The 13711-nt window shown below is 66.7% G+C and carries 10 protein-coding genes; 4 read left to right on the top strand and 6 right to left on the bottom strand.

Annotated elements, in window-relative coordinates:
- The 5 genes from K8I61_07355 to K8I61_07375 form a co-directional block, all read right to left on the bottom strand.
- The coding region (locus tag K8I61_07355) for a response regulator (protein MBZ0271838.1) at positions 1-639 on the bottom strand (639 nt) is incomplete at its 3' end.
- A gap of 93 nt (positions 640-732) precedes the next feature.
- Positions 733-2418 carry a response regulator gene (locus K8I61_07360; protein ID MBZ0271839.1) on the bottom strand — a complete coding sequence of 562 codons (1686 nt, stop codon included), beginning with the start codon at positions 2416-2418 and terminating at the stop codon, positions 733-735.
- The gene (locus tag K8I61_07365; protein MBZ0271840.1) at positions 2418-4724 is read right to left on the bottom strand and encodes a response regulator; all 2307 of its coding nucleotides are present in this window, start codon (positions 4722-4724) and stop codon (positions 2418-2420) included. Before K8I61_07365 ends, K8I61_07360 begins: the two co-directional genes overlap by 1 nt.
- A 77-nt stretch (positions 4725-4801) precedes the next feature.
- The gene (locus K8I61_07370; GenBank protein ID MBZ0271841.1) at positions 4802-5752 is read right to left on the bottom strand and encodes a deoxyhypusine synthase family protein; all 951 of its coding nucleotides are present in this window, start codon (positions 5750-5752) and stop codon (positions 4802-4804) included.
- Positions 5749-6318, bottom strand: coding sequence for a D-sedoheptulose 7-phosphate isomerase (locus K8I61_07375; GenBank protein MBZ0271842.1), 570 nt, complete (start codon positions 6316-6318; stop codon positions 5749-5751). Before K8I61_07375 ends, K8I61_07370 begins: the two co-directional genes overlap by 4 nt.
- Before the next feature lie 123 nt (positions 6319-6441).
- Between K8I61_07375 and K8I61_07380 the strand changes: the two genes are divergently transcribed.
- From K8I61_07380 to K8I61_07395, 4 genes are all read left to right on the top strand, one after another.
- Complete coding sequence (locus K8I61_07380; GenBank protein ID MBZ0271843.1) at positions 6442-7599, top strand: GNAT family N-acetyltransferase; 1158 nt, start codon at positions 6442-6444, stop codon at positions 7597-7599.
- Positions 7596-8900: an ATP-grasp domain-containing protein gene (locus K8I61_07385; GenBank protein MBZ0271844.1), complete on the top strand. Its 1305-nt coding sequence runs from the start codon at positions 7596-7598 to the stop codon at positions 8898-8900. Before K8I61_07380 ends, K8I61_07385 begins: the two co-directional genes overlap by 4 nt.
- 511 nt (positions 8901-9411) lie before the next feature.
- Positions 9412-10008, top strand: coding sequence for a DUF488 domain-containing protein (locus tag K8I61_07390; GenBank protein ID MBZ0271845.1), 597 nt, complete (start codon positions 9412-9414; stop codon positions 10006-10008).
- 28 nt (positions 10009-10036) lie between these two features.
- The gene (locus K8I61_07395) at positions 10037-10735 is read left to right on the top strand and encodes a hypothetical protein (protein MBZ0271846.1); all 699 of its coding nucleotides are present in this window, start codon (positions 10037-10039) and stop codon (positions 10733-10735) included.
- 157 nt (positions 10736-10892) lie between these two features.
- Here K8I61_07395 and K8I61_07400 read toward each other — a convergent pair whose 3' ends face one another.
- On the bottom strand, positions 10893-13514 hold the full coding sequence (locus tag K8I61_07400; GenBank protein ID MBZ0271847.1) for a transglycosylase domain-containing protein: 2622 nt from the start codon (positions 13512-13514) through the stop codon (positions 10893-10895).
- Positions 13515-13711: the final 197 nt, after the last annotated feature.

The raw sequence follows: 13711 nt of genomic DNA on the forward strand, positions 1-13711 counted from the left end.
CGTCGGTTGCGCGCGGCCTCCGGTTCCGGAGTAGCGGGCCGCGGCGTCCGCGGCGGCGCGGCGGATGTTGTCGTCGATCGCGCCGTCCGCGGCGGGCGTTCTTTTGGCCGAACCGTTCGGCGGCGTCTTGTCTTTTCGGCCGGCGCGCCGCCCACGGGTGGGCGTTTCGGTTTTCGCCTCGGAAGCGCCCGCGTCCATTTTCGTTTTGGCCTCTTCCTCGAACGATTCGGCCGAGGCGCCCTCGGCGATCTTCGAGACGATCTCCGGTATCGCCTTGTAGTCGAGAGGCTGCTCCAGATAGTGGTCCGCCAGAAAGCGCGTGCGCGCCTCGACCGAAAACCGGTGGCCGCGTTGAACCGCGCTGACGATCGCAATGATGATCGCCCGCAGTTTGCGATGCTCCTTCAGCTTCTTGGAGAGCTCAAGGCCGCTGCCGTCCGGAAGAAGCGCGGACAGCAGAAGCACCCGCGGCAGGGAGCCCGACGCGAGGTCCGCCTCGAGCTGCTCCATCAGATCGCGCCGCTTCCCGAATGTTTTGACGCGCATCCCCGCGTTTTCGAGCTGGACGCGCACGAGATCGAGGTATCCGCCGTCGTGATCCGCCACATAGACGGCCAGGTCCTTTGTCTTATCCGCCATCAGTGAGGCCCCCGATTCGCGATCGCCGCGAAACGTCAATGCAAATCTGAATCTCAAGGGCGCCGCGATACGGCGCGCCCGCCAAAACCAAGCTCATCGCCCGCCCTCGCCGGCCGCCGCGGCGTCCTTCATCGCGCGCAACTGCCGCGCCGCGCCGTCATGCGACGGTTCGATCGCGAGAGCGCGCCGAAACTCCCGCGCCGCCGCCGCGTCCTTGCCCGCGTGACGCAGCACCTCGCCCAGCCGGCACGCGTATTCGGCGTTGTTCGGCGAAAGCCGCGCCGCCCGCGCCAGATTCCGCTCGGCGTCCGCCAGATCCGGCGCCGGCGCGGTCGCAAGGCGAAACAGGGCTTCCCCCAGACGGGCATGATATTCGGCCGTATCCGCGTCGTCGTCCACCGCCCGGCGGAAAGCGTCCGCGGCCAGGGCCCAGTTCTGCTGCCCAAACGCCAGCAGCCCGCGCTGAAACCACGCCTCCGCCGTCATCGCGCCTTGTGCCGGCGCCGGCGGCACGGGCGATCCGCGGCGCACCAGAAGTTTCAGGTACACGCGGCGCGCGCCGTCGTCGCGCAGCATGTCGATCGCCTCGCGCAGGCGCTCGCGAATCGCGCGAGCCCGCCGCCGCACCGGCGCCGGCAGGATCGCCGTGCGTGTCGCCGCCTCGAAACGCGCGTCGCGCTCCGCGAAGGCCCGCTCCACGTCCGCGCGTGTCGCCGATTCCGGCAGGCCGAGCAGTTCGAAGTACGACAGATCGTCAAGACGCGGCGCAAGGTCGTCGATTTCCCGGATCAGCAACCCGACGGATTCCGCCGGCGCCCCCGCTCCGAGCGGGGCCGCGCCGCCGGTCAGCGACGACAGCCGCGCGGAAAGCGCGTCCGCCGCGTCGGCCGGAGCGAATCGATCGAGCCCGAGGCGAAGAATGTCTTCGACGCGCGCCTCGAAATTCGCGTTTCGCGCCGGGCGTTCGCTCGCGGGTGCAAGGCGCCACTCGCCCTCCCGCCACGAAAAAACGTTCGCCGCCTTCACGAGCGTCTGTCGGGTGAGGCTCGCGGTCAGCTCCTGGGCGGTCATCACGCCTCGCCCGACGAGCACCGCGCCCGCTTTTCGCCCGGTGCGCGCGCATTCTTCGACGATGTCGCGATAGGTCGCCTCATCGAGCGTCCCCTCGGCGACGAGAATGCGCCCGAGCGCCTCGTCGCGGATATTTGAACGCACGGCGACGCACGTGCCCTCGTCGAAGACCAGCTCCTTGGCGCCCTCCGGGGAGGCGACGCGCAGCGCGCCCGAAAACGCGCCTTGCGCAAGGCGGACAAGCAGATCGGCAAAGACCGGCGGCGAAAGCGCTCCGCGCTCGAGCGGCTCCGGCGCGGGCGCCTCCTCGGGCGCGGGAGGGCGTTCGCCCGGGCCGATGAAGTCAATCACCGTCGCGGCCAGATCGGCGATTTCGAACGGCTTTTGAAAAAACGCGTCGGCGCCATGCCGGCGGATCGCCGCGTCGCGAACGTTGCGGCTGGCCTGAAGTTTCGAGGTCACGATCACGCGCACCTGATCCGGCGCGCGTTCCTTGATGAGCCCGCCAAGGGCCAGGCCGCCGACGCCGGGCAAAAGCACCTCGACGATGACCACGTCGTGCCGCAGGTTTTCAAAAGCGCGCAGTGCGTCCGAATCCGTGCCCGCCGCCTCGACCTCGTAGCCCAGCGCGGCGAGCGCGTCCGCAAGTTCCCGGCGTTCGCTCTCGACGTGTTCCACCACCAGGATCGACTTGCGTCCCGAGGGCATCAGCCGCCTTTCGCGATGTCGGCGATCGCCCGCGACGCGTCCTCGTTGTCGGGATTGTTCTGCAGCGCCTTGTGCAGCAACTCGCGAGCGCGGTCGCGCTCGCCGCGATCGGCCGCGATCATGCCGAGGAAATACCAGGCCGCGTCGAGGGTGGGGTTGATCTTGAGGCTCTTGTCGATGAACTCTTCCGCCTCGCTCACGCGCGCGCCGTCCCTCGAATCGCGGCGGAACATCGCCCAACCGAGATACGCGTGGTACTCCGCCTCGTTCGGCGCGATTTCGAGCGCGGCGCGGAACGCGTTCTCGGCGGCTTCGTAGTCGCGGTCGCGCAGGGCGTCCTCGCCCTGCTGAAAGGCCAGCTCGGCCTTGAGCATCTCACCCATGCCCGCGGCGATCTGCCCGGGGCTTTCGTCGGTGTCGCCCTCGCCGGTGAGCGTGGGCGATATCTTCGGCAATTCGTGCAGCCTGTCGTCGCCCGCGCCCCAAAGCTCTTCGATGCCGGAGAGGTGTTCGTCGAACACGCCCGCGTTACCGACATCCGCTTCGTCCGCCGCCGCCTCGTCGAGCGGCGCGGGCTCGGCGAGCGACCCGGATTCGTCGAAAAGGCCGGCGGCGACCTGGGTCTCCTCGGGAAACAACGGATGAAACGCGGACATGCGGGCGCCGTCGCCCCTATCGAGCGGATCGTGGCGAAGCTCGGGCAATTCCTCCGCGTGCGTTTCCGGCGCGGTCCCCGTCGCCAGACTGTGGTCGTACGCCCGCCGCGAGTCCGGCTGGATGAGCGTGACGTACGCGTTCGTGAGCGCCTGGAAGATGGCGTCCGCGCGCCGCCTAGTCTGCGCGCCGGAGCGGCCGACCATGTTGTGATCGTGAAAGCGCGTTGAAAGCATGAAATACGCCGCCTTCACCTGATCGACGCCCGCGTCGCGCGGCACCCCGAGAAGCTCGTAATGGTTCAGCTCGCCGAGGCCGTCGAACGAGCGGTCCACCGCCGCCTGGAATCGCGCGAGGCGCTCGTCGTCGCTGACCGCCGGCGCCACGGAGCGTGCGCTGCGGCGGCGCTCCGCGGAACGGGCGAAGTCGCGCGCGGCGTCGGGCTTGGGCGCGTAGGCGAACGGCGAGCCGCGAAAACGGATCGACTCCACCACGAGCAGCAGATAAAGCGCCTGGAACGTCTCGGCCAGCGAAAGATTGCTGCGCGCGACGATCTGCCCGACGGTGCGCCTGTCGTTGATGAGCGTCAGAAAGCGCGACTCCTGCGGGCCGAAACCGAACGCGCGATCCGGCACGAACGCCTCCGGCACGCGCACCAGCCGCCGGTTCTTGTATTCGTTGAAAAAACTCTCGAGGCGCGTCAGGGGGAAATGCCGCTTGATGCCCTTGTAGACAAGCTGGACGGGATCGATGTTGATCGTGAAGTTCTGGTTGATCTCGAGCCGCCCGGACTGGAAGCGGTAGTGCCCGTCTTCCCACGCGAACACCGACAACACTTTTTCGACGACGTGGTCGTACAGGCCGCGGTAAAGGTCGTGAGGCGTGATGGCCTGCATCTCGAGCAGAACCTCGCCGTGCTGGCGGCCCGTCTTCAGGATTTGTTCGAGCGATGCGTTGTATTGCTCGATCGTGATCGCCTTCTTCTGCACCAGAAACCGCCCCAGGCTCTCGTGGCTCTGGTTGCTCGACACCAGCACCGGCAGGCCGGACTGGAAATAAATGACCTTGCTCACCGACGCGCGGTCGATGCGAAGCGCGCCCGTGCGCGAAAACCGGTGCAAATAAAAAAGCAACTTCGGAAACGACGTCTCCGCGAGCGAACCCTCGACGCCCACCAGCTTGCGCGCGTCGATCGCCTCGTCCTCGCCGTCGGTCTCCTCGATGACGGCCCGCACGCCGGCCTGGCCGTTGCCGCGGACGGTCGCCGCGGACCCCGGCTCCTCGCCCATCAACTCCTGAAGCAGGCGCTCGAGTTCGCCCACGTTCACCGGTTTTTCGGTGTAGGCGTCCACGCCGAGCTTCGCGCGCGACTCGTACTGCTCCTTGAACTGCTTGTAGACGCTCGACATCAGGATGATTTTCACATCCTTGCCGACATCGGTGGCCTTGACCTGCTGCGTGATCTTCAGGCCCGTCATGCCCGGAAGCAGGGCGTCCAGGATCATGAGGTCCGGATTGACGTCGACGAACTGGCTCGTCACGTCCTTGCCGTTCCGAAGCCACGTCACCTGGTAGCCCCGGGCGGTCAGAAGGTCGTTTAAGACCTCGAACTCGTTGTAATTCGCTTCGCCGACGAGGACGCGTTTAGCCATGGAAATCGAATCTCGCCCCGAACCCCCGGGGGCCGGGAATCATGAAAATGCTGTTGATCCCAAGACGAACGGCTATGTTATCCCCTATTTTCGATGGCTTCCACAAGGGCCGCCGAAAACAGGGGGACCATGATTTCGTGGTGCCCCGTGATGTGGCACCCGAAACCGCCCTTGCGCGTCGGCCGGTCCACCACATTCGTCAGCGGACGGTAGTGACGCAGAAAATCCATGTTGATCGTTGTGATCGACGCGAGCGCCTTGCCGACGTTGCGCGCGGCGGCCACCGCCTTCAAGAATACCTCCGGCATCACCACCGCGGAGCCGAGATTCCAGTAGACGCCGCCCTCGAGATCCTCCACGACGGCGCAGAAACGCGCGAAATCGCGCCCGCCCGCGCGGCCGAGCGCGCCGAAATCCAGCTCGGGCGCCAGGTGCGTCACGTCGGTTCCGATCGCCACGTGCACCGTCGCGGTCGCCCCCGCCTCGACGCAAGCCGCCAGCAGGCTCTGATCCAGATGCGCGGGAGCCAAATCGATCAGTCCACGCGCGACCGATTCGGCCAGGCCAAGATCCGCAGCATCGCCCTCGGCGATAAAACGCGCCAGATCGCGGCCGGTTTCGAGCGTCACCCCGAATGTGCCCGCGTCGAGCGCCTCCGCGACGTCTTCGCTCGTCTTGCCGGCGACGGCGCATTCGTAGTCGTGCACGACGAGCGCGCCGTTGCCGGCGATCGCCGTGACGATCCCCCGGCGCACCAGGTCGATCAAGACCGGCGCCAGTCCCACCTTGATGGGGTGCGCGCCAAGCCCGAGAATCACCGGACGCTTGTCGCGAAAAGCCTTGGCGACGGCGTCCACCGCGCGGCGCAGGTCGCGCGCCGCGAGCTGGTCGGGCAGGCCGTCGAGAAACGCGGCGAACGTGCCGCCCGCGGCGTGCGGTTTCGCGCGCTGCGCGATATCCACGAGCGATTCGCGCGTGTCGAGCGATTGGCGCGTGATGCGCGAAAAATCGAAGCGCTTGTCGCTCACGATTGGGCCGGAAATAGCGCGTCCTCGACGAGCTGGCAAAGCAGGTGTCCGATGGTGATGTGAACCTGCTGAATGATCGGCGTCTCCTTGCGCGGCACGACAAGCAGGTGATCGCACGCGTCCTTCATCTGTCCGCCGTCTCGCCCCGCGAGGCCGACGGTGATCATGCCGATCGCCCGCGCCGACGCGAGAGCCTTGAGCACGTTCGGGCTGTTGCCGCTCGTGGAGATGCCGATCGCCACGTCGCCCTTGCGCCCCAGCGCGCGCACCTGCCGCTCGAACACCTCGTCGAATCCGTAGTCGTTGCCGATCGCGGTGAGCGCGGAGGTGTCGGTCGTAAGCGCGATGCCGGAAAGCGGCGCGCGATCACGCAGATAGCGCCCCGTCAGCTCCGCGGCCAGATGCTGCGCATCCGCCGCGCTGCCGCCGTTGCCGAAAAACAGCACCCGCCCGCCGGCGGCCAGCGAATCGGCCATCGCCTCGGCCACGCGCGCCACGTCCCTGGCATGCGCGTCGAAATACGCCGATAGCGCGCCGGCGCTCTCGTGCGCGTACGCGCGGATCATCGCGGGAATATCGTCATTCGCCATGCCGGTGTTTCCTTGCGTTCATTGTGTCCATCATGTCCATTCTGTCCATCAAGTCCATATTTCCCGTTCCCCGCCTTCGCCTGTAATCTGTCGCCCGCCATGCTCTACCGCCTCATCGACCCCGCGGACAACGACGAACTCTGCCGCCTTTCGCTCGCGTGCCCGATGAAAGGCGAGATCACCGTCGCCATCGACCGCGCGCCGGACTATCTCCGCTTCTACAATCTCTTCGGCGTGCAGGGCGTGCCCGATCCGACGGACGGGCAGCGCGAGGAGGCCGAACGCGCGGGAAGCTGGGTCGCCGCCGTCGCCGTGGACGACGAAACCGGCCGCGGTATCGTCGGGGTGATGATGGTCGCGACGCAGCGCGTCCTGTTTAACGGCCGCCCCGTCACGATCGCGCGCCCGGAGGACGGGCGCGTGCATCCGGATTTCCAGCGGCGCGGCATCGCCACGAAGCTCGCGGTGCACCTGATGGAAAAGTTTCCCGGCGCGGTGTTCGACATGACGATCGGCTACATCCTGCGCGGCAACGTCAAGGCCGAAACGGGGATCCGCGAAACCAAGGATATCTGGGAGGGCGGCGTTGTCGCGGGCGATTTCGCCTTGACGCACCTGTCGCTCTATCGCCCGTATCGCGATCCGCGCCTCGCGGTCGAGCGCGCGAGCGCGGCGGATCGCGACGAGATCGTCGACCTGCTCGCCGGGCACTACGCGGGCTACAACCTCGCGCCGGTCGTGAATACCCAGACATGGGACGGCATGATGGCGGCGAGTATCGGATATGCCTGCGAGGACATCCGCGTTGTGCGCGAGGCCGGCCGCATCGTCGCGCTCGCCGGGTTGTGGGACGACGGAGCGGTGCGCCGCTACGTGCCTTACGCCTGGCCTTTTGCGTTTCGCGCCGGCGCGGCCGGCGCTCGCGTTCTCGCCAGGGCGCTGCCCATCCCCGCGCCGCCGCGCCTGGGTGAGCCGATGCGTGCCGTGTACGTCAAGCACCTCGCCGCGCGGCCCGGGCGCGAGTCGCTTTTGACGCCGCTTCTGAAGGCGTGCGTCAACCAGGTGCGCCGCGCGGGCAGGCACTTCACGCTCTGGACGGCGTTCGCCGACAACGATCCGCTGCGCCACGCCGCCGCGCCGCTCACGAAAACGCAGTCCGTCAGCCGGCTCTATCTTCTGCCGGGAACGTCGGGATTCGAGGCGACGCGCGAGACCCTGCGCGCGAGGCCGCTGTTCACCGACTTCTCGATGGTATGAGACGCGCGCTCGTCACCAACGCGCGCATCCCGCACGCGCTTACGATGATCCGCGCGCTGGCCGGCCGCGGGTACGCCGTCACCGCCGCGGACTCGGCGCGCCTTGCGCCCGGGCTCTGGTCGCGCCACGCGGCGGTGCGAAAAATCTGCCCGCCCCCCGGCGACGCGCCCGAGGCGTATTGCGCGTGGCTGCGTCGCGAGGTCGCGAACGGCGGATACGATCTGCTTGTCCCCACCTTCGAGGACGTTTTCGCGTTGTCCGCGATGCGCGACGAGCTTTCCACGCACGCGGGCCTCGCTGTCATGGATATCGGCGCGATGCGCGCGGTGCATCACAAGGCGCGGCTCGCGCGCATCGTTGAATCCGCGGGATTGCACACCCCCGCGACGCATCAGCCCGCGGACGACGAGGGGCTTGCGCGCGTCGCCGAATCGATCCGCTATCCCGCCGTCGTGAAACTGCCCGACGGCAACAACGCGCTCGGCCTTTCCGTCGCACGCGGCCGCGACGAACTTATTTTCGCGCATCGAAGGCTGGTGAACACGTTCGCGCTTTCCGGCGAGCGCCGGCCGATCGTGCAGGAGCACATCGACGGCGATCCGCTCTACATCCTGCTCATCGCCGACGAGGGCGAGACGCTGGGCCGTGTCACGTATCGACCCGTCCGCATGGTGCCAGACGAGGGCGGAACCGCGTTCGAACGCGAGTCGGCCGACGCGCCGGACGCGGAAGCGGCCGCCATGGCGCTCGCGGCGCATTTGCGCTGGACGGGTTTTTTGTCGATCGACGTATTGCGCGATCGCGCGACGGGCGCGTGTTTCATCATCGACGCGAACCCGCGACCAACGCCCGCGCTGCAAACCGGCCTTGCCGCCGGCGTCGATTTTGTCGCGCTCTATGAACGCATCGCCACGGGCGCCCGCGCCATCGACGCCGCGCCGGTCTCGCTCTCGCCGCTTGCGGCCGACGGCGAAGACCTTGCGCACATCCCGCATGCCCGCGCCGGCGTGCGCACGAAGACGCTGTTTGTCGCGATCATCTGGGCGATGCTGATGCTGCGGCCCGGGCGCGGATTCTTCGCGCGCCTGGCGCGCGTCTTCGCGTCGCGCCCGCGCGCGATCCCCGACGTGCACCGCTGGAGCGACCCGCTGCCGAGCCTTGCGATGACGCTGTTTGTCCCGTGGTTTATCGCCATCACCGTTCGCCGAGGCGAGCGGCGAGGCGGCTTTTGCTTCGGGCTCAACGTGACGTGGGAAACTCTGGGCAGGATTGCGGAATGCGGAATGCGGAGCGCGGAATGAATCGAATTGGGAATTGGGAATTTTCGAATTGGGTATGCTTGTAAACCACGCGATGACGTTGCGATGGCATTCCCAATTCCCCATTCGCAATTCCCAATTCGAAAACAGTCTTTCAGACTTCCAGCCTTTTCGTTTATTCTCCCCTCATGACCGTTGAGATCTACACCATCGGCCATTCGAATCACGCCTTCGAACACTTCGCGGACCTGCTCGCCCGGCATCGCATCGATGTCGTCGCCGATGTGCGCAGCGCGCCGTATTCGAAGTATTCCCCGCACTTCGACCGCCGCGCGCTCGAACATTCGTTGCCGCGCGTCAAGGTGGCGTACGAGTTTTTCGGCGACACGCTCGGTGGCCGGCCCGAGGACGACGAGTATTACAACGAGCGCGGGCAGGTCGTGTACGGCCGTGTCGCGCGCGCCGCGTATTTTCGCGACGGTCTGTCGCGGGTCGCCGCGCTCGCGGCGAAAAAGCGCGTCGCCCTCATGTGCAGCGAGGAAGACCCCGCCATATGCCATCGCCATTTGCTCGTGACGCGCGTGCTCGAAAGCGAAGGCGCGTGCGCGCGGCACATCCGGGGCGACGGCCGCCTCGATTCGACGCGCGACATCGACCGCGACCAAAGCCAACTCGCGCTGTTCGCCCCAAGCGCGAAGGAGAAGGACGAAACGTGGACATCCATACGATCGGTTTCACGCGGCGAACCGCCGAGGACTTCTTCGTAACGCTCGAGCGCGCCGGCGTGCGTCGCGTGGTGGACATCCGCCTGAACAACACGTCGCAACTCGCCGCGTTCGCCAAGAAAGACGACCTCGCGTTTTTTCTTCGCCGCGTCTCCGATATCGAATACGTCCACGAGCCGCTTCTGTCACCGACGCAGGACATCCTCGACGATTTCAAGAAGAAAAAGGGCGATTGGTCCGAATACGAGCGGCGCTTCAACGCCCTGCTCGCGGAGCGCAAGGTTGAAAAAAACCTCGACCGCGCGCTGTTTGGCGTCCCCGCCGCGCTGCTATGCAGCGAATACGAGCCGGACCGTTGCCATCGCCGGCTGGTGTGCGAATATCTGGCAAAACACTGGAAAAACGTTCGCGCGATTCATCTGTGATCGCATCGCGAGGCTATGGGCGCCGCCGATGAAAATCCTCATCACGCATCTCACGCGCATGCACCACGACACTTTTTGCGCGGCGGGCATCGACATGGTGACGGGCGAACATGTGCGCCCGTGCGTCGCGCGGCGCAATCTTCCGGCCGAGATGTTGCTGTCGCGCGGCGGGATCTTTTCGCTCGGGGCGAAGATCGTGCTGAACTATGCCACGCCGCGCCACGAACCGCCGCCGCACGTCGAGGACTGGCTGTTTGAGCCGCGCGCGGCGTATCTGGCCGGCACGGTTTCGCCGGACGACTTGTGGGAACGGCTCGATGCGATCAAGCAACGCCGACTGCAAGTGCTGTTCGGAAAATATCTGACGATCGTCGAGCGAAACGCGGTCGTCGAGCCGGGACGCGGAACGTTTTCGCTCGGTTGCTACGCGCCCGCGTCGCCGCCCGTGCTGCGTATCGAAAAGCGCAGCGGTCAGCCCTCGCTGCGGTTGCACCTGGATGCCAACGGGAATCCGCTGAATCTCAGCGTGACGGACCTTCGTTTTTACAAGGACGACCTGGCGACCATCGACCGCAAGCGCGTCGACGCGGTCCAGGAATTGCTGCGCGGCGGCGAAACGCTGTTGTGCCTTGGACTGACGCGCGAGTTCGCCAAATCGCGCGAGGAAAAGCCGGTGCACTGGTTGCAGGTGAACAACATATTCCCGAAATCGAATCCGCTGTTTTGACACCGCGTCAATTGGGAATGAAAATCGCGAATTGCGAATTGCGAATTGGGAATTGCGAATTGGGAATGCTATATCGCGGCGCCGCTCGACAGAAAACCGCGTGTTGCGATGGCGTCTTGCGATGGCATTCGCAATTCCCAATTCGCCATTCCCAATTCTAGAAGTCCATCTCGAAAAACTTTTCCGGGTCCGGCTCATCCGGCGAAGGCGCCATCTGCTCGGGCACGGTGTCGGCCGCGAAATATTCCGTCACCGCGTCGGGCTGGCCTTCCCAGGCGAGAAGCCCCGTCGCCGGGTCGATGCGCGCCGACACCACGCCGCCCGGCACCGCGAACGGCTCGTTCGGCGCGTCCGCGAGCGCCGTTTTCATGTACGCGATCCAGATCGGCAGCGCCGCCTTGCTGCCCGTTTCGCCGGGGCCGAGCGATTTGGCGCCCGCGTCGTGCCCCACCCACACGCCCGCGAGGTGACGCGGCGAAAAGCCGATGAACCACGCGTCCACGTTGTTGTTGGTCGTGCCCGTCTTGCCGGCGAGCGTGCGCGATAGCGCGTTGCTGCGCGCGCCGGTGCCGCGGCTGGCCGCGGAGTTCAGCATGCTCGTCAACAGGAACGCCGTATCGCGGCCGATCACGCGGCGCGCCACGATGCGGCCGTCGTCGCCGCGCTCGTAACGCGGGAGCGGCACGTCGGTCAGATCCGGCGGGCGCGGATGCGGCTTCTCGACCAGGCCCTTGATGCGAATGTCGATGCCGAAGTCATCCAGAAACGCCTTTTGCGCCGGGTTGTCGCCCGCGTACGCCAAAGCCGGCGCGCCCTCGGCGAGTTCCTCCGGCTCGGCCAGATCGGCCACGCGCACGTCGGGCACGTTCGCGAGCGGCTCAGCGTCCCGGACCGCGTCGCCGAGCACGTTTTCCTCGATCGGCTCCCCGTCGCGGCCGACGATGCGCCGCACGAAAATCGGCTCGGAATAAAGCCCGCCCGATGCGAACACCGCGTAGGCGTTGATGAGTTCGATCGGGATCACCTCGTAGCTGCCAAGCGCCATCGAAAGGTCCGAGCCCGCCAGGCTGGCAAGCCCGAGTCGCCGCGCGTAGCGCTCGATGTAGCCTGGCCCGATCGCCTGCGCCGTGCGCACCGTGACCGTGTTGATCGACTTGGTCAGCGCCTCGCGCAGCGTCAGTTCGCCCGAGAAGCTGCCGCTGTAGTTGCGCGGCCGCCAGCCGTCCGCGAACACGAGCGCGGTGTCCATGATGCGCGTCGCCGGCGTCATGCCCGCGTCGAGCGCCGCCGCGTACACGATCGGCTTGAAGCTCGAACCCGGCTGCCGGTGCGCCTGGAGCGCCCGGTTGAACTCCGAGTCGTCAAACGAATACCCGCCCACGAGCGCCGCCACCTCGCGCGTCGCCGGGTCCATCGCGACGAGCGCCGCCTGCGCCGCGGGCGCGCGATCCACCTCACCCACGCGATGCGCGGCATCCGTGACGCGCACGTACGTCACGTCGCCCTCGCGCAGAACGTGCGCCACGTTCGCGAACGGCCCCTTGCGGATCGCCTCGTTCCTGCGCGCGACGGTCTTGATCCACGCGATGCCCGTCTTTTGCACGGTCAGCGTGTCGCCGCCGATCCGGACATCGGCCGCGCTATCGCCGGACGAAACCACGAGCGCGCGAAAGCGTCGCCCGTCGGCGATCGGTCTGTCGCCGCGCCCGCGCGCCAGCGCAGCGTCGAAGGCTTCAAAGTCGCTTTTCGCCACGCGCTTTTCCGGCCGGTATCCCTGCCGATCCGAAATCTCGTGCAGGCCCGCCCGCAGCGCCGCAACGGCCGCGTCCTGCAAGTCCAGATCGCACGTGGTGTGGATGTCCCAGCCGTCTTTCAGCACCGGCTCGGCGCCGTATTTTTTCATCACGTAGCGGCGCACATGCTCGGTGAACCACGGCGCAACCTCGCGGTTCGGATCGGCGTCGTCCACGAGCGCGAGATCTTCCGCGGCCGCGGCCTCGGCCGCCGCCCGGTCGATCTTTCCGGTTTCGGCCATGCGGGAAAGAACGTGCTTTCGCCGCGCGAGCGCCGAATCCATCCGGCGGAACGGGTCGTAGCGGCTCGGCGCTTGCGGTAAACCCGCGATCAGCGCGGCCTCGCCGAGGGTCAGGTCGGCCGGCGCCTTGCCGAAATACGTATCCGCCGCGGCCGCGACGCCGTACGCGCCGTGGCCGAAATAGATCTCGTTCAGATAGAGATAGAGAATCTCCTCCTTGGTGAAGCGCCGCTCCAGCCGCCAGGCGAGGATCGCCTCCTTCAGCTTGCGTGTGTACGTGCGCTCGCGCGTGAGCAATAGCGATCGGCACACCTGCATGGTGATGGTGCTCGCGCCCTGCGTCGTCTGCCCGCGACGCAGGTTTTCCCACGCCGCGCGCGCGATGCCCGCGTAGTCGAGCCCCTCGTGCGTGAAGAAGTGTTCGTCCTCGACGGCGACGAACGCGTCGATCATCGTTTGCGGAACCTCGGAAACGGGCACAAGAAATCGCCGCTGGTTTTCGTAACGGAATTCGCCCATCAACCGGCCTTTCACGTCGAACACGCGCGTGACGAGATTGGGGCGGTAATCCGACAGCGTATCGAGCTGCGGGAGCGTCGCCGAAATGATCTGGTACGCGACAAACGCGATCAATACGACGCCGGCAAGCGGCCCGACGATCGCCGTGAACACGATATTCGCCAGGTGCAGCGCGCGTGCGCCGGAACTTTCGGGCCGTTCGATATAGACGGGATCAGCCGGCATGCATGGGGTCCATGTCCATCATGTCCATGATGTCCATTATGTCCATTCGCGATCGGAAACGGGAGCGGGTAGCGGGGAGGGACAGGATGCGCTACGGACGCGCCGCCGAGCCCCGAAAAACCGGGCGCCCCTGGTGAAGCACCCAGGCGGCGGAAAACACCGCGTCGCCGTTGCGCGAGGGCCGGCGCGCGGCCGGC

The sequence above is a fragment of the bacterium genome (assembly GCA_019912885.1).
GTDB lineage: Bacteria > Lernaellota > Lernaellaia > JACKCT01 > JACKCT01 > JAIOHV01.